This window comes from Streptomyces sp. bgisy027, assembly GCF_057710365.1.
In genome coordinates this window covers 40,564-61,645 of the sequence record NZ_JBYIVZ010000006.1, presented here as the reverse complement: position 1 = coordinate 61,645, position 21,082 = coordinate 40,564, and the positions used below count along the sequence as shown (strand labels likewise).

Sequence of the window (21,082 nt, the reverse complement as noted above, 5' to 3'; positions counted from 1 at the left end):
TCTTCTCCTCGGAGTCGATTCGGAGTCGATTGCCTGGACGGGCCTCAGTCTCGGCGGTGCTCTGTCTCAGCAGTCCTCGCGGCGCTCCCGCAGGAGCTTCCTGGTGCGCTCGGCGGACGCCGCGGCCGTGGACATGTGGTCCAGCACCTCCAGATGCGCCGCGACCTCCTTGCGGGAGTCCAGATACAGAGCGCCGGACAGATACTCGGTGTAGACCATGTCGGGCAGCTCCGGCTCGGCGAACCGGAACAGGGTGAAGGGGGCGTACGTGCCCGGGTGCGGGCCGGAGGCGAACTCGGCGATCTGGAGCGTGACGCGGTCGCGCTCGGCGAACTCCAGCAGCTTGTCCAGCTGGTCGCGCATCACCTCGCCGCCGCTCACCGGGCGCAGCAGCACCGTCTCGTCCATGATCACCCACAGATGGGGCGGGTCCTGGCGCTCCAGCAGACGCTGGCGCTCCATGCGCAGCGACACATGCCGCTCTATCGTCTCCGGCCCCGTCTGCCCTATCGTCCCGGCCCGCAGTACGGCCCGGGCGTACTCCTCGGTCTGGAGCAGACCGGGCACGAAGTGCGGCTCGTAGGACCGGACGATCCGGGCGGCGCCCTCCAGGCTCACATACAGGCTGAACCAGTCCGGCAGCACGTCGTGGAACCGCTGCCACCAGCCCGGCTGATTGGCCTCCTCGGCCAGCGAGACGAACGCCTGCGCCTCGTCCTCCGGGACGCCGTACGTCTCCAGGAGCACCTGCACGTACGGGATCTTCAGCGCGACCTCGGCGGTCTCCATGCGGCGTACGGTCGCCGCCGTCACCCGCAGGGCCCGCGCGGCCTCCTCGCGCCCCAGCCCGGACGCCTCCCGCAGTTCCTGCAGGCGTTTGCCGAGCACCACCTGGCCCACGGTGGGTGCGGGCCGCCGCTCGCTCACGCCACGCCTCCCCTACGCGCCCAGAGTACGGGGTGCAGTGTGCCATGTTCCGGTTCGCCGTGGGGGCCGCTCGCGCCCACGCGGCGGAGCCGCACATCGATACAGCCCCGCGCCCCTGAGGGGCGTTGTCATTACCCGGCAGGTAATCGACCCCTCGGCCTGTCCGCGAGACCGTTGAGCCACCGGGTTCCGGGCCGGCGCACTCCGGTCCGGGATCCGGGTCCTGTCGCACGCCACTCGACCTCGACGGAGGGTGCATCGTCATGTCCGCCACCTCGCTCACCGCGCTCGCCCGGACCTCCGACCCGCAGACCGTGCTGCGCCGCTTCCTGGCCCTGGACGCGGTGGTGACCGGCGCGAACGGGCTCGCCTACCTCGCCCTGTCCGGCCCGCTCGGGCGGCTGCTGGGCGTCGAGCCGTCGCTGCTGCTCGCCCTGGGCGCCTTCCTCGCGGTGTACGCCGGTGCCGTCGCGCTGCTCGCCTCCCGGCCCAGGCCCGCCGACCTCCCGGTGCGTGCCGTGATCGAGGCCAACCTCGCCTGGACCGTGCTCAGCCTCGTCGCGCTCGCGCTGTGGCTGTCGCCGACCACGGCGGGCGCGGTGTGGACCGTGCTGCAGGCGCTCACGGTCGCCGGGTTCGCCGGGTTGCAGTACGCGGCCCTGAGGAACCGTCAGGGCAGCAGCGACTGAAGGTACTTGACCGTCGCCGGGTCGGCCGGGAGCAGCGTCTCGATGGCCAGCTCGGCGACGGTCACGTCCATCGGCGTGTTGAACGTGGAGATGGACGAGACGAAGGACAGGACGCGCCCCTCGTGCTCGATCTGCATCGGCAGGGCGAAGTACGGGACGGGCTCGTCCGGTTCTGCGCCGGGCGCGTCCGCCGGCACCGGATACGCCGCGACCTCCTCGTACAACTCCCGCAGCGGCTCGGAGCGGTGCAGGGCGATCTGGCGTTCCATCTGGGCGAGGAGATGGCCGCGCCACTCGCGCAGATTGCGGATGCGCGGCGCGAGACCGTCGGGATGCAGGGTCAGCCGCATCGCGTTGAGCGGGGGCCGGAGCAGGTGCCCGGGGATGTCGTCGAGGAGCATCAGGATCCCCCGGTTGGCGGCGTGCACGTTGTACATCGCGTCGACCACCAGCGCCGGGTAGGGCTCGTAGCCCTGGATCAGCTGCTCCATGCCCGCCCGCAGCGCGTCCAGCGCCGGGTCGTCCAGCGGGGTCTCCGGGTAGCGCGGGGCGTAGCCGGCGGCCAGCAGGAGCGCGTTGCGCTCGCGCACCGGCACCTCCAGGTGCTCGGCCAGCCGCAGCACCATCTCCTCGCTGGGCCGGGAGCGGCCCGTCTCGATGAAGCTGATGTGCCGTGCCGAGGAGTCCGCCCGCAGCGCCAACTCCAGCTGGCTGACCCTGCGCTGCTCCCGCCAGGCCCGCAGCAGGGGGCCCACGCCCTGGCCGGTGGGGGCGGTGGCGGCGGCGTTGCCGGACGGGACAGAGGTCATGGGTACGACGGTAGTCGAGGAGCGCGGGGAACGGTCGGGGCGGGCGCGGCGGTGATCGGCGACCGCTCCCGGTGCCGCTGGGGCGTGCGGCACCGGCCCGCGGGGAACCCCTCCGACCAGGACCGTCGCACCCATGCTGTGGCAGGCTGAAGACGAACCCTCCCGTGCAGGAAGGAGCGAGGACATGCCCCTCGAACCGCTGTCGCAGAAGGAGATCGAGGACCGGCTCGCGGAGCTGCCGGGCTGGTCGCTTCAGGGCGACCGCATCGCCCGCTCCTACCGGCTCCCCTCGCACTTCGCGGCCACAGCGATGGTCGTGCACATCGCCCAGGTCCAGGAGGAGCTCGACCACCACTCCGACCTCACCCTGGGCTACAACACGGTGTCACTCACCGTGAACACCCACACCGTGGGTGCCGTCACCAAGCGGGACTTCTCCCTGGCCCGCAGGATCGAGGACCTCGCCCCCGGTCACGGAGCGCAGTGAGGCGTGCTCGACTACGACAAGGAAGCGGAGCGGTACGACGCCTCGCGCGGTGGCGAGCCCAGGGCTGCGGCCGCCGCGCAGGCCGTGCTGGGCCTTCTGCCGGACGGCACCCGGCGCCTGCTCGACGTGGCCTGCGGCACCGGCATCGTGACACGGCGGCTGGCCGCGGGGCGGGACGGCCTGCGTGTGACCGGCGTCGACCTCGCGCCCGCCATGGCCCGGCAGGCCGCCGCCCGGCTGCCCGGCACCGTGGTGCTCGCCGACAGCCGGCGGCTGCCGTTCCGCGAGGGCCGCTTCGACGCCGTCAGCAGCGTGTGGCTGCTGCATCTCGCACCGACCGCCGAGGACGTGCGGGCCATCGTCGGAGAGTGCGCCCGGATGCTGCGCCCCGGCGGCGTCTACGTGACCACGGTCGACAAGGCCGCCGCGCACAACGTGGGCAGCGACATCGACGCCGTCATGGCCTCCCGCCCGTGCCGCGCGGCACGGGACGCGGCGGCGCTCGTCGAGTCCTACGCCCTCGACCACGCCCTGCTCCCGGCGGGCGAGGCCCGCTTCACCGGGCACGGCCAGGGCCGCAGCCCCCGCCGCACGGTGGCCGACCTGCGCCGGGGCTGGTTCGTCACGGTTCCGCCGGGCGGCGATCTCGCGGCCGGGTTCGCCGCCCGGCTGGCGGAACTCCCGGACCAGGACCGCCCCAGACCCGATCCGGTGTTCACCGTGCGGGCGTTCCGCAAGCCCGGGTGACATTCGGCGGAACCGGCCGGGAAACGCGGCAACTCACCGACGCACGGCGGCGACTGAGGGAACGGAACCCGTCCGTCCTCCCGAGGAGGTACGTCCCGTGCAGCACCCGCGCAGGCACCGCAGACGCCGGGCCGCACTGTCCGCGGCCGTCGCCGCCGGTCTGATCGCCGCCGGACTCACCACGCTTGGCGGCGCCGGCACGGCGCGGGCCGCCACCGCCCGCCAGGTCGAGGCCCTCGACCGGGGCGTGGTCAGCGTCCACACAGCCGGCGGCAACCTGGTCGGCTGGCGCTGGCTCGGCACCGACCCGAACGACGTCTCCTTCAACGTCTACCGGGCCGGCACCAAGGTCAACTCCGCCCCGGTCACCGGCTCCACGAACTACTTCCACTCCGGCGCCCCCGAACAGGCCGACTACACCGTCCGGGCCGTCGTGGGCGGCGTCGAGCAGGCCGACTCCGTGCACGCCGTGCAGTTCCGCCCCGGCTACAAGGACGTCCCCATCAGCCCGCCGGCCGGCGGCACCACCCCCGACGGGGTCGCGTACACCTACGAGGCCAACGACGCCTCCGTCGGCGACCTCGACGGTGACGGCGCCCTCGACTTCGTCCTGAAGTGGCAGCCCACCAACGCCAAGGACAACTCCCAGTCCGGCCACACCGGCAACACGATCGTCGACGGCATCAAGCTCGACGGCACCCGGCTGTGGCGCATCGACCTGGGCCGCAACATCCGCTCCGGCGCGCACTACACGCAGTTCCAGGTCTACGACTACGACGGCGACGGCAAGGCCGAGGTCGCCATGAAGACCGCCGACGGCACGGTCGACGGGACGGGCGCGGTGATCGGCAGTTCGTCGGCCGACCACCGCAACTCCTCCGGCTACGTCCTCTCCGGGCCCGAGTACCTGACCATGTTCAACGGGCAGACCGGCAGGGCGATGGGGACGGTGGACTACGTCCCGGCCCGGGGGACGGTCTCCTCGTGGGGCGACTCCTACGGCAACCGCGTCGACCGGTTCCTCGCCGGCACCGCCTACCTGGACGGCTCCCGTCCCTCGCTGATCATGGCCCGCGGCTACTACACCCGTACGGTCATCGCGGCCTGGGACTGGCGCAACGGCGCCTTCACCCGCCGCTGGACCTTCGACACCAACTCCTCCACCAACAGCGGCAAGGGCTTCGACGGGCAGGGCTCGCACAGCCTGTCCGTCGGAGACGTCGACGGCGACGGCAGGGACGAGATCGTCTACGGCGCGATGGCCGTCGACGACAACGGAGGCGGCCTGTGGACCACGAGGACCGGCCACGGCGACGCCCAGCACCTCGGCGACCTCGACCCCTCGCATGGGGGCCTTGAGTACTTCAAGGTCTCGGAGTCGACGAGCCAGCCCGCAGCGCTGTACATCGACCCGGCCGACGGCACCGTGAACTGGAAGCTCGCCGCCTGCTGCGACAACGGCCGGGGCGTGGCGGGGGACATCTACGCGGGCAACGACGGCGCCGAGGTCTGGTCGGCCTCCGACACCTCCATCCGCGACGAGGCCGGCGCCACCAAGGGCCGTGAGCCGTCCTCCGTGAACTTCCTGTCCTGGTGGGACGGCGACACCGTCCGCGAACTCCTCGACGGCACTCGCATCGACAAGTACGGCACCTCGTCCGACACCCGCCTGCTGACCGGCTCCGGTGTCTCCTCCAACAACGGCACCAAGGCCACGCCGGTGCTGTCCGGCGACATCCTCGGCGACTGGCGCGAGGAGGTCGTCTGGCGCACCGGCGGCAACACGGCCCTGCGCATCTACTCCACGCCGTACGAGACGAACACGAGGATCACGACCCTGCTCCACGACACGATGTACCGCACGGGTCTGGCCTGGCAGAACACCGCCTACAACCAGCCTCCGCACCCGAGCTTCTTCCTCGGGAACGGAATGGCGACGGCACCCAGGCCCGCGGTGTACACACCGTGACCCGGTAGGGGAGGCGGTCACCGCGGTGCGCCGGGTGGCCGCCCACCTCGACACGGGCCGTCACAGCGCCGGGCGTAGGCGAGGTTCCTCTCCTTGCGGTTGAAGACGATGCCGGGGACGAAGCCGCCGCCGTCGATGCGGGCGTTCTTCCAGGTGTAGGTGTCGGCGGTGATCGACACGTCCTTCGCTGCGCCGGCACCGAGTGCGGGCTCAGCGCCCGCGAGCAGGCCGGCCGCCAGCGCGAGCACCGCGGTGAGGATGCGGGTCCTTCGCACGGGGGGTCCTTTCCGGAAAGGGAAGTGGGGGAGTGGGGGGTGGGGGAAGCGGGGGGTAAGCGCTTTCTGCATGGTGCGAGAGCTGCCGGGCGACCCCCTGTGCGGGAGGGGATCGCCCGGCGGGTAGGTCTCGCCGTCAGGTGACGAGACCACGCACGCGGAGTCTTCGGGCGGCTCCGGGGAAACGCCGTGCCCCAAGGCGCCCGTTCAGGGGCGCGGGGAACTGCGCGACCGGCCACAACGGACCCGCAGACACATCACGGCCCAACCGGCGGAGCGCCCGGCGGGGACTATTCGAGAAGCTCCGCGTACGAACCCATGGCCAGGGCGATGTCCGCCTGGGCCCAGAACCGGTGGTACGTGAACGACGGCACCGCACCGCCCGCGAGATACGCCTCGATCTTCGACCAGGCCGGGTCGTCCTCGTAGAACGAACGGATCGAGTCGAAGGTCGACGACGAGTCGATCGCGTCGCCGTTCGGCATGGTGCCGGTCCAGCCGCTCGGGACGTAGGTCGCGTCGTCGAAGCGGTTGTAGTCGGCGCGGTTCTCCGGGACGGCGATGCCCAGGGCGTCCTGGTGGTTGTCCCACATGCCGTCGAGGAGTGCCTTGGCGGTGCTCGCGGCCTGCGTGTCACCCGAGCGGTCGGCGTAGTACGTCAGGGTCCTGGCGTACGCGGCCGCCACGCCGACGTCGTCGGTGTAGTCGGCGACGGTGACATGAAGTCCGTTGTTGGCGCCCGGACTTGAGGCGTTCCAGGTGTCGGGCTGTCCCGACCACTGGAGCGTCGAGGGGATCCGGTACGTGCCGTCCGGGTTGACGGTCGTCTCGGACAGCGCCCAGTCGACCCACTTGTCGAGGACGGCCTTCGCGGCGGCGTTCCCGGTCTGCTGGTAGTACTCGGCGACCCGCTCCATCGACCACGCCTGGAAGCCGAACCACTGGTTGGACGGTGGGTCGTGGTAGACGGGCTGCTGGTCGTAGTACATGCCGTAGAAGGTCGACCTGCCGGTGGGCGGTGTGGCGTACCGGCCCGCCCAGCTGTTCGTCGCACCGCCCGCGATCGCGCCCTCGCTGGACTGGAGCCAGCGGTAGAACTCGACCTGCCGCTCCAGCGACTTGGCCCAGTCCGCCTGCCCCGTCGCCGACTTGGGCCTCAGATCGGCGTAGGAGGCCAGGGCGTACGCGGCCATCGGGTTCTGGTAGCCGCCGTGCGCATGGCTGGAGCCGATGCGCCAGGCCCAGCCCGCCGAGGTGTCGGTGGCGCCGCCCCAGGCGTAGTACCAGGAGAGCAGGTAGTGCGAGGCGTCCTTGCCGGTGCCGGCCGGGCAGGCCGACGGTCCGACGCAGTTGCCGACCTTCTTGAAGTACTTGTCGTACATGGCGTAGCGCAGATAGTCGCCCATCTTCGCGGCCTTGGCGACGGTCGCGGAGATGTCGCCGCCCCTGCCCTGCGCGTCGGCCCACTTGTCGGCCCAGTAGGCGGCCTGCACCGCACGCGCGTCGGCGTCCGGGGCGTTGGTGAACTTCCACTGCTTGGCGTACGACGCGTCACCGGTGAACAGGTCGAGGTAGCCGTTCTTGCCGCCGTACTTGAAGGCGTCGCAGGTCGGCTGCGGCACCGTCTCCCACACCGACTCCTGCGCGCCGCGCTGGAAGGTGTTGATGTACGACGGCCCCGTGTCGGTCGGCCCCGCCTCGCACTTGCCCGGCGAGTTGCCGTACCCGTAGACGTTGTCGACGTCCTGGAGCCAGTGCATGCCGTAGACGTCGTCCGTGCCGTACGCCGACTTCAGTTCGGCGGCGATCGGGTCGGAGCCGACCGGGACCGCGGTGTCGAGCTTGGCCGGGTACTCGTTCGGGGTGTCCAGCTCGGGCGCGTAGGTCGCCGGCTTGGAGGCGTTGTAGAAGGAGTTCGTCGGCTGGTCGGCGTGGGTCGGGATCATGTACTTCTCCATGATCTCCCAGGCCCCGTTGAACTTGGACCAGTCGCCGGTGACCTTGCCGTACATCGCCTGCAGCCAGAGAAGGTAGCTGTAGGCCTCCGACGTGGTCTCGTGACCGTGGTCCGGCGCCTCGACGATCAGCGTCTCGACCGAGTGGTACGGGATGCCCTCGGGGGAGAAGTAGCCGTTCGCCGGGTTGGTGATCTTGCCGTACAGCTCCAGGAAGCGGGCGTCGTACGCCTTCGTCGCCGCGATCTGGGTCGCCGTCACCGATGCCTTGGCGTGCCCGGTGGCCGTCGACTCGAAGGTCGCCGAGCCCGTGCCGGTGGCGGCCGCGGTGATGGTCACCTTCTGGGCGGTGTTCCAGTTCGAGGACGTGAAGGTGAGCGAGGCGCCGCCGGTCACCGACAGACCCGAGTTGCCGCTCGCGCGGGCGGTCGTGACGGTCACGTCGGCCGAGGGCTGGGTCGACAGCTTCACGTCGTACGTCGCCGACTTACCCTGCTGGACCGGGAGTTGGGTGGGTGCGGCCACCACGGCGGGACCCGAGGCGACCGTGATGCCGACCGGCGTGGAGTCCGCGGACGCGCCCAGGCTGTCGTACGCCTTCGCGAGCAGGGAATGACTGCCCACGGTCAAGCTGGAGACCGAGAGCGAGTACGGCGCCGTCGTGTCCGTGCCCAGCAAGGTGGTGTCGTCGTAGAACTCGACCTTGCCGATCGTCGCGCCGTCCGCGGCGGCGGCCGTGGCCGCGAGCGGGACGGAGTCGCCCTGCGAGTAGACGGCACCCGCCGCCGGGCTGGTCAGCACGGTGATCGGAGGCTGGTGGGCGCCGGTGCAACTCGTGCCGTTGATCGCGAAGTTCGTGGGCGCGGCGTTGCTGCCGCTGTACGTGAACTGCGCGCCCGTGGTGACGGCGGCCCCGGCGGCGATCCGCCCGTTGTGGCCGGCGTCCCGCACGGTGACCGTCTGTCCGGACTGGGACCAGGAGCCGTTCCAGCCGTTGCTGAGCTTCTGGTTGCCCGCGTAGCCGTACGTCAGGGTCCAGCCGTCGATGACGTCCGTACCCCGGTTGGTGATCGTCAGATCCGCGGTGAAGCCGGAGCCCCAGTCATGGGTCCGGTAGTCGACACTGCACTGAACTGCCGCTGCCCGAGCAGGTGTCGAACCCGTGCCCAGCATGGTCAAGGGGAGTGCCAGGGCCGCCGCGAGGGCCGTCCACAACCGTCTTGCGGCTCTGCGTCTGCGTGGGGGATGCACGTGCTGGTTCCTCCTTGCGGCTCGGAGAAGTCAAGGCTTGAACCAGTGGGAGCGCTCCCATAGTGCGGACGAGGGTGCAAGGGGTCAAGGTGCTTGAAGAGTCGAAAAGATTCGACGAGCTCAGTTGAGCGAAAGTCAGTAACTCCTCTGTCATTCGTCGTCACTTGGCGCTACCTTCATGGGCACCAGTGGGAGCGATTCCATCAGTCGACGCGTCCGTCACGGCGCGCCCGATCTGCAAGGAGTCGCTCATGCGACACCCCCCGCGTTCAGTACTTTTAGCCGTCACCGGCGCGGTCGCCCTTGTCGCGGCCGTGACGGTGCCGGTGGTCACGGCGCAGGGAGCCACACCCGCGTGCACGGTGGAGTACTCCGTCACCGGCCAGTGGGACGGCGGCTTCCAGGGGGCCGTGACCGTCACCAACAACGCCGCGCCCGTGAGCGGTTGGAGCCTCGGCTTCGACTTCGCGGGCGGGCAGCAGGTCACCCAGGGCTGGAACGCCAAGTGGTCCCAGTCCGGTACGAGGGTGACGGCGACGAACGAGAGCTGGAACGGCTCGCTCGCCACCGGCGCGAGCGTCAGCGCCGGGTTCATCGCCTCGTGGTCGGGGAGCAACGCCGTACCGACCGCGTTCGAGCTCAACGGCACCACCTGCAATGCCGGCGCCGAACCGGATCCGACCGACCCGACCGATCCGCCGGACCCCGGCGACGGCCCGGTGCCGGCGCTGCACGTCGCCGGGAACAAGCTCGTGGACGCCGACGGCATGACCCGACGCCTGCTCGGTGTCAATCGCTCCGGCGGCGAGTTCATGTGCGTCCAGGGCCACGGCATCTGGGACGGCCCGGTCGACGACGCCGCCATCGGGGCGATCGCCGACTGGAACGCCGACACGGTCCGCATTCCGCTGAACGAGGAGTGCTGGCTGGGCCTGTCCCACATCAAGCCCGAGTACGGCGGCACGAACTACGTCGACGCCGTCAAGGACCTGGTGGGGCGGGTCAAGGCGCACGGCATGACGCCGATGCTCGAACTGCACTGGTCCTGGGGCCAGTACACCGGCAACTCGGCGGGCTGCTCCGACGTGCACGCCACCTGCCAGAAACCGATGCCGAACATGCAGTACACGCCCGCCTTCTGGACGTCGGTCGCCGGCACTTTCAAAGACGACCCGACCGTCGTGTTCGACCTGTTCAACGAGCCCTATCCGGACCGCGCGACGTCCACGACCACCCAGGCGTGGCAGTGCTGGCGGGACGGCGGCACCTGTCCCGGCATCGGGTACGAGGTCGCCGGCATGCAGGACCTCGTCGACGCCGTGCGGGACACGGGCGCCGGCAACCCGATCCTGCTCGGCGGACTCGCGTACTCGAACGACCTGAGTCAGTGGCTGACGTACCGGCCCACCGACCCGGCGGGCAATCTCGTCGCCGCCTGGCACGTCTACAACTTCAACACCTGCGCGAACGAGAGCTGCTGGAACTCCACGCTCGCCCCCGTCGCGGACACCGTGCCGCTGGTGGCGGGGGAGATCGGGGAGAACACCTGCGCGCACTCCTTCGTCGACCGGGTCATGAAGTGGTTCGACGACCGGGACCTGTCCTACCTCGGCTGGACCTGGAACACCTGGGACTGTTCCTCCGGCCCGGCCCTGATCGCCGACTACGACGGAACCCCCACGCCGTACGGCACCGGGCTGCGCGACCACCTGCGCGCCCTGGACTGACAACGCCCCTCTCTCGAGAAGGAACCCGCACTCATGAGTCGTACCAGAACAGCGATGCTCGCCGCCGCGGCGCTGGTCGCCGGGGCCTCGGGAACCGCGCTCGCCGCGGACCCGGGTGGAACCGGCCTGGCCGCCGTGCCCTGCACCGTCGACTACAAGGTGCAGAACCAGTGGGACACCGGCTTCACCGCCGCCGTCACGGTCACCAACCAGGGCGCCGCCAAGTCGAACTGGTCGGTGAACTGGTCGTACGCCGGGAACCAGAAGGTCACGAACGGCTGGAACGCGAAGATCAGCCAGAGCGGCACGGCCGTCACCGCGGCCAACGAGACCTACAACGGCACGCTGGGGACCGGCGGTTCGGTCAGCTTCGGCTTCCAGGCCTCCTACAGCGGCACCAACGCGCTCCCGGCGACGTTCACCCTCGACGGCGTGACCTGCAACGTCGACGACGGCGGTGGCGACCCCACCGATCCGACCGACCCCGGCCCCACCGGTCCCAGGGTCGACAACCCCTACTCCGGCGCCAAGGTGTACGTGAACCCGGAGTGGTCCGCGAAGGCCGCCGCCGAGCCGGGCGGCAGCCGGATCGCGAGCCAGCCGACCGGCGTCTGGCTCGACCGGATCGCCGCGATCAACGGCGTGAACGGCGGCATGGGCCTGCGTGACCACCTCGACGAGGCCCTGACCCAGAAGGGTTCCGGCGAGTTGGTCGTCCAGCTGGTCATCTACAACCTGCCGGGCCGCGACTGCGCCGCCCTCGCCTCCAACGGAGAGCTCGGCCCGACGGAGCTCGGCCGGTACAAGACCGAGTACATCGACCCGATCGCCGCGATCCTCGCCGACCCGAAGTACGCCTCGCTGCGGATCGTCACCACGATCGAGATCGACTCGCTGCCGAACCTGGTCACCAACACCGGCAGCCGTCCGACGGCCACCCCGCAGTGCGACGTGATGAAGGCCAACGGCAACTACCAGAAGGGCGTCGGCTACGCCTTGAACAAGCTCGGCGACGCGGGCAACGTCTACAACTACATCGACGCCGGTCACCACGGCTGGATCGGCTGGGACGACAACTTCGCCGCAAGTGCCGCGGTGATGAAGGAGGCCGCCACCTCCGAGGGCGCCACCGTCGACGACGTACACGGCTTCATTGCCAACACGGCCAACTACAGCGCCCTGAAGGAGAACAACTTCACCATCAGCGACTCCGTGGGCGGCAAGTCCGTCCGTGAGTCGAAGTGGGTCGACTGGAACCGCTACACCGACGAGCTGTCCTTCGCGCAGGGCTTCCGCAACCAGCTGGTCACGACCGGTTTCAACTCCGGCATCGGCATGCTGATCGACACGTCTAGGAACGGCTGGGGCGGCAGCGCACGGCCCGCCGGTCCTGGGGCGACGACCGACGTCGACACCTACGTCGACGGTGGCCGCTACGACCGTCGTATCCACGTCGGCAACTGGTGCAACCAGTCCGGGGCCGGCCTCGGTGAGCGTCCGCAGGCCGGCCCGGCGGCGGGCATCGATGCCTATGTCTGGATCAAGCCCCCGGGTGAGTCCGACGGTGCCAGCTCGGAGATCCCGAACGACGAGGGCAAGGGCTTCGACCGGATGTGCGACCCGACGTACACGGGTAATCCGCGCAACGGCAACAACCTGTCCGGGGCGCTGCCCAACGCCCCGCTGTCGGGGCACTGGTTCTCCGCGCAGTTCCAGCAGCTGATGCAGAACGCCTACCCGCCGCTGTCGTAGTGAGGTGGCGTCGGCTGCGGGCCGGCTGCGGCTGGTCGCGCGGTTCCCCGCGCCCCTGAAGGGGCGCGGGGGTCGCCGGGGTCCGGTCAGTTCTCTCTGGCCAGGCCCCGGCGGATCGCGAATTCGACCGCCGAGTGGTCGCCGTCCGCTCGGTCCGGGTTCAGTGGCTGCGACGGGTGCAGGGGCGGCTGGGCCATGAAGCGGGGGCGGGTGCCGTGGTGGGGCTGGGCGGCGTGGACCAGGAAGGGGTGGCAGAGGTAGACGTCGCCGGGGCGGCCGGTGGCGTGGGCGAGCGGGCGGTGCGCGGAGGCCTCGGCGACCTTCGGGCCCAGCTCCAGGAAGGTCGCGCCGGCCTCTCCGTACGGCTCCAGGACCGCAGGTACGTCGAGATGCGAGCCGACCCGGATGCGGGTCGGGGCGTCGTCCTCGGTGACCTCGCTGAACAGGAACAGCATCAGCAGGGCACGGCCCTTGGAGTGCACGTTCGTGTGCACATGCTGGGCGCCCTCGGGCAGGTAGCTGCCTTCGATGTGCCAGCCGGCGTCGTCAGGCTCCTCCTCGTGCGGAAACCGCAACGGGAAGCTGCCCAGTGAGTAGCGCGACTGCCAGCGGTCCTCGCCCACCAGCACATCGAACGCCTCGTGCAGGGCGGCCGTGTTCACGGCGGCCGCGAAGGGGCCCTGCGCCATGTCGTACACCCAGTGCACGGGGTCCTTCCAGGTGCCCGGATCCTCCGGGTCGTACCCCGTCTCGCGCCACAGCAGCCGGGCGCAGTGCTCGGCGACACGTGGCGGAAAGGCGCCCTCGATCCTCACGAAACCGTCCTCGAGGAAGCGCTCCACCATCTCGTCGTCCATCGGGCCATGGTGGGCGACCGGCACCGGTCCTCGCACCCCATTTTCTTTGCCCCGTTCTTGCCGCCACGGCAAGGACAGTGGCACCGGGGCGGTGCGGCGGAGCAGGCTGGCGGCAACCGGACGAGAGGCTGACCACCATGGCGCACCAGGATCACCCGCACCACCGGCACGCGCACCCGGGACACGGGCAGCACCACGACCACACCGACCTCGACTGGGCCGAGATGGGCCCGATGCTGGAGACGCAGGCGGAGCTGTTCCTTCCCCTGTACGAGCACGCCATGGCCTGGCTGGGCAAGCGGCAGACCGAGCCGGGGCTGATCGTGGACGTGGGCAGCGGACCCGGAGTCGTGTCCTGCCTGCTCGCCGACACCTTCCCCGGCGCCCGGATCGTCGCCGTCGACGGGTCCGAGCCGCTCCTGGAGCGGGCGCAGGGTCGCGCGCAGCGGCTCGGTGTCGCCGACCGCTTCGCCACGCTCGCCGGTGAACTCCCTGGTGTGCTCGGCGAGTTGGACTACCCGGCCGATCTGCTGTGGGCCGGCCGCAGTCTGCACCACCTCGGCGACCAGCGGGCCGCCCTCGCCGCGTTCGGTGACCGTCTCTGCCCCGGCGGCACGCTGGCCCTGCAGGAGGGCGGTCTGCCGACGCGGTTCCTGCCCCGGGACATCGGCTTCGGACGGCCCGGGCTCCAGGCGCGGCTCGATGTGCTGGAGACGGAGTGGTTCGCGCGGATGAGGGCCGACCTCCCGGGCTCCGTCGCCGAGACCGAGGACTGGCCGGCGCTGATCACCGCCGCCGGTCTGCGGCCCACCGGCACCCGCACCTTCCTCCTCGACCTGCCGGCCCCGACCACGGACCGCGCCCGCGCCTACGCCGCCGACGTCCTCACCCGTACCCGTGACGGTGTGGGCGACCGCCTCGACGCCGAGGACCGTGCGACCCTCGACCGGTTGCTCGACCCGGACGACAAGGCGAGCGTGTACCACCGCCCCGATCTGTTCGTGCTGGCGGCGCAGACGGTGTACACGGCGGTGCGGACCAGGTGACACCGGGCACGGCGGCCGGCGGCGGGGCTTGACTTCGAGAGCTCTCGAAGTGATGGACTCCGCCTTGTCCGAACCCAGACACAGGGGGAACCGTCATGACCGACTCTCCGGTCGCACTCATCACCGGCGGTGGCAGCGGCATCGGCGCCGCCGTCGCACGGCAGTTGCTCGACGCCGGGCACCGCGTCACCGTCACCGGCCGCGGCGAGGCGCGGTTGCGGGCCTTCGCCGAGGAACTCGGGGAACCGGACGGCCTGTTGACGGTCGTCGGGAACGCCGCCGGGTACGCGGACGTACAGGCGGCGGTCGAGGCCACGCTGAAGGCGTTCGGACGGCTGGACACGGTCGTGGCCAACGCCGGGTTCGCCACCCACGACAGCGTCGCCGAGGGCGACCCGGCCGGCTGGACCGAGATGGTGCTGACCAACGTCCTCGGCCCGGCCCTGCTCATCCGGGCCTCCATCGACGCCCTCAAGGAGACCCGCGGCCGGATCGTGCTGGTCGGCAGTGTCGCCGGGTTCGTGCCGGGGCCGGGCAACATCTACGGGGCGACCAAGTGGGCGGTGACCGGGCTCGCCGAGAACACCCGGCGGCAGGTGACCGACTGGGGCGTGGGGGTCACCCACATCGCCCCGGGCCGGGTGGAGACACCGTTCTGGGACAGCTACGGCAGCCTGCCGCCGGGGCATCTGCTGACCGCCGACCAGATCGCGGACTCGGTGGTGTGGGCCATCCGGCAGCCCGACGGAGTGGACGTCAACACCGTCGTCGTACGGCCGCTCGGACAGCCCAACTGACCTGCCGGCCGGCTGAGTCGGCCGGACTGGGAAGTTCTTCTGTTGGGAAAGGTTCCTGACCGAGTGCCGTACAAGGTGGCCCTCTTTACGTGACCCCGTCAATCCCGCGCGTGCGACCTCGGGTCCCCGGCGCTGATTGCGACGCGATCGCCCCGGTAGAAGACTGGAGATTGCCGAAGACTTCGGATGTGTGCCCCGGATTTTCGGGAGGTGCCATGTTCGTACGCGCCATCTACACGACCGGCGATCCCACGAAGATCGACACGGCCGTCCGGGCGATGAACACCGAGGGGCGGGATCTGCTGGAGGACCGTCCGGGATACCGCGGGGCGAGTGTCTTCGTGGACCGGACGCTCGGGAAACTGCTCGCCGCCAGTTGGTGGGAGTCCGAGCGGGCCCGGCAGAACAGCGACGAGGTGCTGCGCGAGCGGCGGGCGGCGATGCTGGACCCGTTCGCGGGGACGCTCGCCGTCGACAACTACGAGGCGCTGGTCTTCCACCAGGCGCGTCAGCCGCGGGCGGGCGGCGGACTGCGGCTGACCAGGCTGGAGTTCGACCCCATGGACACCGACCTGCTCGCCGACACGTTCCGGGCGACGGTGGTGCCCCGGCTGGAGACGCTCCAGGGGCTGGCCCGGGCGTCCCTGCTGGTCGACCGGGAGCGCGGCCGGGGGATGGTCGGAGTGATCTTCGTCGACCAGGCGTCCCTGGCGGCGTCGCGCTCGGGTCAGGCGGCGGCCCGGCACGAGGGCGCGGCCAAGGCGCATGTGAGCGTGATCGGGCTGGAGGAGTTCGAGGTCGTCTTCACGGATGTGCGCGGGGACTGAGGCGCCCCGCACGGAGTCCCCGGGCGCCCTGCCGCGCGCCGGCTCTCCATGCCCGTCCGCCCGCCGCTCGGACAGCTGAGCGGCGGGCGGACGGGCGGTCGCGGTGGAGCGGTGTCAGTTGACGTCCGCCGGGTCGCTGCCGATGCGCCGGTCCTCGTTGAGCGCGCTGATCGCCGCCAGGTCCTCGTCGTCCAGGCTGAAGTCGAAGACCTCGATGTTCTCCTTGATCCGCGACGGCGTCACGGACTTGGGGATCACGACGTTGCCGATCTGGAGGTGCCAGCGCAGCACGATCTGGGCCGGGGTGCGGCCGTGCTTCTGCGCGATGGCGACGATCGCCGGGACCTCCAGCAGACCCTTGCCGGAACCGAGCGGCGACCAGGCCTCGGTGGCGATGCCGTGCTCGGCGTGCAGCGCGCGGGAGGCGTGCTGCTGAAGGCGCGGGTGCAGCTCGATCTGGTTGACGGCCGGTACGACCGTCGTCTCGCCGAACAGCCGCTCCAGGTGCTCCGGAAGGAAGTTGGAGACACCGATCGCGCGGATACGGCCGTCGGCGTGCAGCTTCTCGAACGCCTTGTAGGTGTCGACGTACTTGTCGCGCGACGGTGCCGGCCAGTGGATGAGGTACAGGTCGACGTACTCCAGACCCAGCTTCTCCAGCGACGTGTCGAAGGCGCGCAGGGTGGAGTCGTAGCCCTGGTCGCCGTTCCAGAGCTTGGTGGTGACGAAGATGTCCTCGCGGGGGACGCCGGAGGCGGCGATGGCCCGGCCGGTGCCCGCCTCATTGCCGTAGATCGCCGCTGTGTCGATGCTGCGGTACCCGGCCTCCAGCGCGGTGCCGACCGCCCGCGTGGCCTCGTCGTCCGGCACCTGCCAGACGCCGAAGCCCAGCTGGGGCATCTCGACGCCGTTGTTGAGGATGATCGGGGGGACCTTGCTGCTCACGAGCTCTTGATCCTTACGGTTGTCGTCAGGTGGAACTCATATCGTCAACGATCACGAGGCGTGATGCATTCCTGACCGCCCAATCCGCCCGGGAAGTCGCCGCAACTGACCGGCGAGTCAGCGCCGGACGAACGGCGCCGCTGGATCGCCGACCGCTTCCGCGCCGGACGAACGGTGCCACTGGATCGCCGACCGCTTCCGCCACCGGCGCCCCATCCCTGTCAAGGGCGCCCTGATCCTCGCCAAGCCGGAGCGGGCCGGCACCCGCGAGCAGCAGGAGCGGGCGGTGGCCGCGCTGTCCTTCACATGCGACGGGCTGTGGGCGCCGCTGGACGCGGTGGACCGAGGCCGGGGCGGAGGCCCGGGCGCCGCGGCCGGGGGAGGCGGCCCATGACCTGGTGTCCCGCCCTCGCCCTCGCCGTCCTGCGCCGGGTCCGGGGGCGCGGCACGGGGCCCGTTCTTGCCGGCCGGTCGACCAGCGGAGCCGCTCAGGCCTGGTACAGCGCCTCGACCTCGCCTGCGTACGCGTTCTCGATCGCCTTGCGCTTCAGCTTCAGCGACGGCGTCAGCAGCCCGTGCTCCTCGGTGAACGGCTGCGCGAGGATACGGAAGGTACGGATCGACTCGGCCTGCGACACCAGGGTGTTGGCGGCGACGACCGCGCGCCGCACCTCGGTCTCCAGGTCGGCGTCGCGCACCAGCTGGGCCGCCGACATCTGGGGTTTGTCGCGCATCATCAGCCAGTGCTCCACGGCCTCCTGGTCGAGCGTGACCAAGGCCGCGATGTAGGGGCGGTCGTTGCCGACGACGATGCACTGGGAGACCAGCGGGTGGTCCCGGACGCGCTCCTCCAGCACCCCGGGCGAGACGCTCTTGCCGCCGGAGGTGACCAGGATCTCCTTCTTGCGGCCGGTGATGGTGAGATAGCCGTCCTCGTCGAGGGAGCCCAGGTCACCGGTGGCCAGCCAGCCGTCGTGCAGTGCCTCGTCGGTGGCCTTCTGGTTGTTGAGGTACCCCTGGAAGACGTTGCCGCCGTTCAGCCAGATCTCCCCGTCGTCCGCGATGTGCACGGTCATGCCGGGGATGGGCCGGCCGACGGTGCCGTAGCGGGTGCGTTCGGGCGGGTTCGCCGTCGCCGCCGCCGTGGACTCGGTCAGGCCGTAGCCCTCGTAGATGTGCACGCCCGCGCCCGCGAAGAACAGCCCGAGGCGCCGGTCCATCGCCGAGCCGCCGGACATCGCTTGCCGGATGCGGCCGCCCATCGCCGCCCGCATCTTGGAGTACACGAGCTTGTCGAACAGCTGGTGCTGCATCCGCAGCCCCGCCGACGGGCCGGGCCCGATGCCCCACGCCTTGGCCTCCACGGCGTCCGCGTACCGCACGGCGACCTCGACGGCCTTCTCGAACGGGCCGGACCTGCCCTCCTTCTCGGCCTTGCGGCGGGCGGCGTTGAAGACCTTCTCGAAGATGTACGGCACGGCGAGGAAGAAGGTCGGCTTGAACGCGGCGAGGTCCGGCAGCAGCGCGGCGGCGTTCATCTGCGGCTGGTGCCCGAAACGGACCCGGCCGCGGATCGCGGCCACCTGCACCATCCGCCCGAAGACGTGCGCGAGCGGCAGGAACAGCAGGGTCGCCGCCTCGTCGCCCTTCTTCGAGTGGAACACCGGCTCCCACCGCTCGATGACGGTGTCCGCCTCGTACATGAAGTTGCCGTGCGAGATCACACAGCCCTTGGGGCGCCCCGTGGTGCCCGAGGTGTAGATGACCGTGGCGGTCGAGTCCGGCGTGACCGCCTGCCGGTGGCGGTGGACGACGTCGTCGTCGAGGTGCGCGCCGGCGTCGTACAGCTCCTGCACGGCGCCCGCGTCCAGCTGCCAGAGCTGGTGCAGCCGGGGGAGCCGGTCGATGACGGTCGCGATGGTCATCGCGTGGTCCTCGTGCTCCACGATCGCCGCCGAGCACTCGGCGTCGTACAGCATCCAGAAGCACTGCTCGGCGGAGGAGGTGGGATAGATCGGCACCACCTGCGCGCCGATCGTCCACAGCGCGAAGTCGAAGAGCGTCCACTCGTAGCGCGTGCGGGACATGATCGCGACGCGGTCGCCGAACCGGATGCCCTGGGTGAGCAGGCCCTTGGCCAGGGCCAGGACCTCGTCACGGAACTCGGCGGCGGTGACGTCCCGCCACTGGTCGTCCTCGTCCTTGCGGCCCAGGACGACATACAACGGGTCCTCCTGGGCATGCTGGAAGACGACGTCGGCCAGGCCGCCCACCGGCGGTGCCAACGCCAACGGAGGGTTGGTGAACTCGCGCAAACCCCGCTCCCCGCTCCGAATGCCTCGGCTGAAAAGCTCCGCTCAGCGCCGTGAAAGCTACCCCACCCGCCGTGAGGGCGGGAGGGGGCGGAAAGCCGAGCGGTGCTCAGGTACGCACAGGTCAGCGCAGGAAAATGCGCTCACATGGGGAAGGGTCGGACAGAAAACTGACGGTTGAGTAAGTTTCGGGCCCGTAATCTCCACCGAATCTGTACGACCCGATTACCGGGTACGGGCGTTGTCGATCATGTCATCCCCTGCGCACCGGCGTCTCCTCTGTCAGCGTAGAAGGAGCCGCAGGCGTCACTGAGGTCTTCGTCACGGCGGGCCGCCTGACCAGGGGCGAGCACCAGCAACCCGGCCACCACGCCGTGGCGCCCGCCGCCACCGCCATCGCGTTCAGCCCGTCCGCGAAGGCCGCGCGCAGCGTCTCCTCGCCGAAGGCGCCCCGCAGCGCACCGGCGCCGCCGCCCGCCAGGGCACGGGCCGCCCCCCTCCGGCGGCGAGTCGCCCATCCGCGAGGTCAGCACCGTGCCGAACAGCGCGATGCCGAGGGCGTACCCGAGCTGCCGGAAGGTGTCCACCGGTTCGGGGCGCGGGACTGTACTGGATCTGCGGCTGCCGCCGCGTGGGCGCGATCAGCCGCAACGGACCGGTACCGAAACACGACCTCCCCCGCTGAGCGTTCATCGCCGGTGCAACCGGTCCCCACCCGCCAGAATCGCCGCCGCGAGCGCGTCCGCCGCCCCCTGCGCGGCCGTCCGCCGAGGCCCGTGCACCAGCACGAAGTCGACCCGCCCCAGCTCCGGCAGCCCCGACCGCTCCGGCACCCGCACCAGCCCCGGCGGAACCAGCCCCCGTGAGTGCGCCATCACCCCGAGCCCGGCCCGCGCCGCCGCGATCAGCCCGTTGAGACTGCCGCTGGTGCACACGATCCGCCAGTCGCGGCCCTGCCGCTCCAGCGCCTCCAGCGCGAGGGCCCGCGTGATGCCGGGCGGCGGATAGACGATCAGCGGCACGGGACGATCCGGTTCGAGGCGGAGCCTCTCCGTGCCGATCCAGACCAGTCGGTCGTGCCAGACCAGTTCGCCCCGCGGTTCCTCGGGGCGCCGCTTGGCCAGCACCAGGTCCAGTTTCCCGGTGGCCAGCTGCTCGTGCAGCGTGCCCGACAGTTCGACCGTCAGCTCCAGGTCGACCTCGGGGTGTTCGTAGCGGAATCCCTCCAGGATCTCCGGCAGCCGGGTCAGGACGAAGTCCTCGGACGCGCCGAAGCGCAGCCGGCCGCGCAACCGGGTGCCGGTGAAGAACGACGTCGCCTGCTCGTGCACCTCCAGGATCCGGCGGGCGAACCCGAGCATCGCCTCGCCGTCCTCGGTCAGCTCCACGGAGTGGGTGTCCCGGGTGAACAGCGGCCGCCCGGTGGCGTCCTCCAGCCGCCGGACGTGCTGGCTCACGGTCGACTGCCGCAGCCCCAGCCGCCGGGCGGCCTGCGTGAAGCTCAGCGTCTGGGCCACCGCGAGGAACGTGCGAAGGTGGGAGGGGTCGTACACCCTGTCAGACTACCCGCGGCTATCGCGGAACGTGATGACAGTCAGAGTGGTATGCCGGATTCCCGATCGCTGATCGCCGGAGGACGATGGGGAGGGCACGTCCGTGCCCGCAACCGGAAGTTCAGCGAAGCGACAGCGAAGTAGTGGAGCACAGTGA

General features: G+C 70.7%; 16 protein-coding genes and 1 pseudogene. 9 read left to right on the top strand and 8 right to left on the bottom strand.

Translation table 11 applies throughout. The annotated features are described in order from the left end of the window. Positions 1-66 precede the first annotated feature (66 nt). Positions 67-927: a helix-turn-helix domain-containing protein gene (locus AC3ETA_RS08195; RefSeq protein WP_432192134.1), complete on the bottom strand. Its 861-nt coding sequence runs from the start codon at positions 925-927 to the stop codon at positions 67-69. A 263-nt stretch (positions 928-1,190) separates the two neighbouring features. On the opposite strand from AC3ETA_RS08195, the gene AC3ETA_RS08190 reads away from it, so the two are divergent. After that, entirely contained in the window at positions 1,191-1,616 is a 426-nt protein-coding gene (locus AC3ETA_RS08190; protein WP_432192133.1) for a hypothetical protein, read from the top strand. On the opposite strand, the gene AC3ETA_RS08185 is transcribed toward AC3ETA_RS08190, so the two are convergent. Further along, the gene (locus AC3ETA_RS08185; protein ID WP_432192132.1) at positions 1,598-2,425 is read right to left on the bottom strand and encodes a helix-turn-helix domain-containing protein; all 828 of its coding nucleotides are present in this window, start codon (positions 2,423-2,425) and stop codon (positions 1,598-1,600) included. The two genes, AC3ETA_RS08190 and AC3ETA_RS08185, sit on opposite strands and share 19 nt — an antisense overlap. Positions 2,426-2,609: 184 nt before the next feature. On the opposite strand from AC3ETA_RS08185, the gene AC3ETA_RS08180 reads away from it, so the two are divergent. The 3 genes from AC3ETA_RS08180 to AC3ETA_RS08170 all read left to right on the top strand — a co-directional run bounded on the left by AC3ETA_RS08180 (position 2,610) and on the right by AC3ETA_RS08170 (position 5,628). Next, on the top strand, positions 2,610-2,912 hold the full coding sequence (locus tag AC3ETA_RS08180) for a 4a-hydroxytetrahydrobiopterin dehydratase (protein WP_432192131.1): 303 nt from the start codon (positions 2,610-2,612) through the stop codon (positions 2,910-2,912). 3 nt (positions 2,913-2,915) lie between these two features. Continuing rightward, positions 2,916-3,659: a class I SAM-dependent methyltransferase gene (locus AC3ETA_RS08175; RefSeq protein ID WP_432192130.1), complete on the top strand. Its 744-nt coding sequence runs from the start codon at positions 2,916-2,918 to the stop codon at positions 3,657-3,659. A gap of 97 nt (positions 3,660-3,756) precedes the next feature. Then, the gene (locus AC3ETA_RS08170) at positions 3,757-5,628 is read left to right on the top strand and encodes a rhamnogalacturonan lyase (RefSeq protein ID WP_432192129.1); all 1,872 of its coding nucleotides are present in this window, start codon (positions 3,757-3,759) and stop codon (positions 5,626-5,628) included. Between the two features lie 68 nt (positions 5,629-5,696). Here AC3ETA_RS08170 and AC3ETA_RS08165 read toward each other — a convergent pair. Then, positions 5,697-5,903 (bottom strand): annotated as a pseudogene (locus tag AC3ETA_RS08165) (hypothetical protein); the annotation flags it as partial. A gap of 290 nt (positions 5,904-6,193) precedes the next feature. After that, positions 6,194-9,109, bottom strand: coding sequence for a glycoside hydrolase family 48 protein (locus tag AC3ETA_RS08160; RefSeq protein ID WP_432192128.1), 2,916 nt, complete (start codon positions 9,107-9,109; stop codon positions 6,194-6,196). 251 nt (positions 9,110-9,360) lie between these two features. Here AC3ETA_RS08160 and AC3ETA_RS08155 point away from each other — a divergent pair, with 251 nt between their 5' ends. After that, a complete protein-coding gene (locus AC3ETA_RS08155; RefSeq protein ID WP_432192127.1) occupies positions 9,361-10,836 on the top strand; it encodes a cellulose binding domain-containing protein in 1,476 nt (491 codons plus the stop codon). 33 nt (positions 10,837-10,869) lie between these two features. Continuing rightward, a complete protein-coding gene (locus AC3ETA_RS08150) occupies positions 10,870-12,588 on the top strand; it encodes a glycoside hydrolase family 6 protein (RefSeq protein ID WP_432192126.1) in 1,719 nt (572 codons plus the stop codon). 86 nt (positions 12,589-12,674) lie between these two features. On the opposite strand, the gene AC3ETA_RS08145 is transcribed toward AC3ETA_RS08150, so the two are convergent. After that, a complete protein-coding gene (locus tag AC3ETA_RS08145; RefSeq protein ID WP_432192125.1) occupies positions 12,675-13,445 on the bottom strand; it encodes a phytanoyl-CoA dioxygenase family protein in 771 nt (256 codons plus the stop codon). Positions 13,446-13,582: 137 nt separating this feature from the next. Between AC3ETA_RS08145 and AC3ETA_RS08140 the strand changes: the two genes are divergently transcribed. The 3 genes from AC3ETA_RS08140 to AC3ETA_RS08130 all read left to right on the top strand — a co-directional run bounded on the left by AC3ETA_RS08140 (position 13,583) and on the right by AC3ETA_RS08130 (position 16,115). Beyond that, positions 13,583-14,491 (top strand): class I SAM-dependent methyltransferase, encoded by a 909-nt coding sequence (locus AC3ETA_RS08140; protein WP_432192124.1) that lies wholly within the window; start codon positions 13,583-13,585, stop codon positions 14,489-14,491. A gap of 95 nt (positions 14,492-14,586) precedes the next feature. Beyond that, positions 14,587-15,288, top strand: coding sequence for an SDR family oxidoreductase (locus AC3ETA_RS08135; protein WP_432192123.1), 702 nt, complete (start codon positions 14,587-14,589; stop codon positions 15,286-15,288). Positions 15,289-15,503: 215 nt separating this feature from the next. Beyond that, the gene (locus AC3ETA_RS08130; protein ID WP_432192122.1) at positions 15,504-16,115 is read left to right on the top strand and encodes a hypothetical protein; all 612 of its coding nucleotides are present in this window, start codon (positions 15,504-15,506) and stop codon (positions 16,113-16,115) included. Between the two features lie 114 nt (positions 16,116-16,229). On the opposite strand, the gene AC3ETA_RS08125 is transcribed toward AC3ETA_RS08130, so the two are convergent. The 3 genes from AC3ETA_RS08125 to AC3ETA_RS08115 all read right to left on the bottom strand — a co-directional run bounded on the left by AC3ETA_RS08125 (position 16,230) and on the right by AC3ETA_RS08115 (position 20,925). Further along, positions 16,230-17,060: an aldo/keto reductase gene (locus AC3ETA_RS08125; protein WP_432192121.1), complete on the bottom strand. Its 831-nt coding sequence runs from the start codon at positions 17,058-17,060 to the stop codon at positions 16,230-16,232. Positions 17,061-17,548: 488 nt separating this feature from the next. After that, on the bottom strand, positions 17,549-19,375 hold the full coding sequence (locus AC3ETA_RS08120; protein ID WP_432192120.1) for an AMP-dependent synthetase/ligase: 1,827 nt from the start codon (positions 19,373-19,375) through the stop codon (positions 17,549-17,551). 686 nt (positions 19,376-20,061) lie between these two features. Further along, a complete protein-coding gene (locus AC3ETA_RS08115) occupies positions 20,062-20,925 on the bottom strand; it encodes a LysR substrate-binding domain-containing protein (RefSeq protein WP_432192119.1) in 864 nt (287 codons plus the stop codon). Positions 20,926-21,082: the final 157 nt, after the last annotated feature.

Coding starts and splice junctions, on each gene's coding strand:
- AC3ETA_RS08190 (WP_432192133.1), top strand. CDS start 1,191: ATGTCCGCCACCTCGCTCACCGCGCTCGCCCGGACCTCCGACCCGCAG.
- AC3ETA_RS08185 (WP_432192132.1), bottom strand. CDS start 2,425: ATGACCTCTGTCCCGTCCGGCAACGCCGCCGCCACCGCCCCCACCGGC.
- AC3ETA_RS08180 (WP_432192131.1), top strand. CDS start 2,610: ATGCCCCTCGAACCGCTGTCGCAGAAGGAGATCGAGGACCGGCTCGCG.
- AC3ETA_RS08155 (WP_432192127.1), top strand. CDS start 9,361: ATGCGACACCCCCCGCGTTCAGTACTTTTAGCCGTCACCGGCGCGGTC.
- AC3ETA_RS08150 (WP_432192126.1), top strand. CDS start 10,870: ATGAGTCGTACCAGAACAGCGATGCTCGCCGCCGCGGCGCTGGTCGCC.
- AC3ETA_RS08145 (WP_432192125.1), bottom strand. CDS start 13,445: ATGGACGACGAGATGGTGGAGCGCTTCCTCGAGGACGGTTTCGTGAGG.
- AC3ETA_RS08140 (WP_432192124.1), top strand. CDS start 13,583: ATGGCGCACCAGGATCACCCGCACCACCGGCACGCGCACCCGGGACAC.
- AC3ETA_RS08135 (WP_432192123.1), top strand. CDS start 14,587: ATGACCGACTCTCCGGTCGCACTCATCACCGGCGGTGGCAGCGGCATC.
- AC3ETA_RS08130 (WP_432192122.1), top strand. CDS start 15,504: ATGTTCGTACGCGCCATCTACACGACCGGCGATCCCACGAAGATCGAC.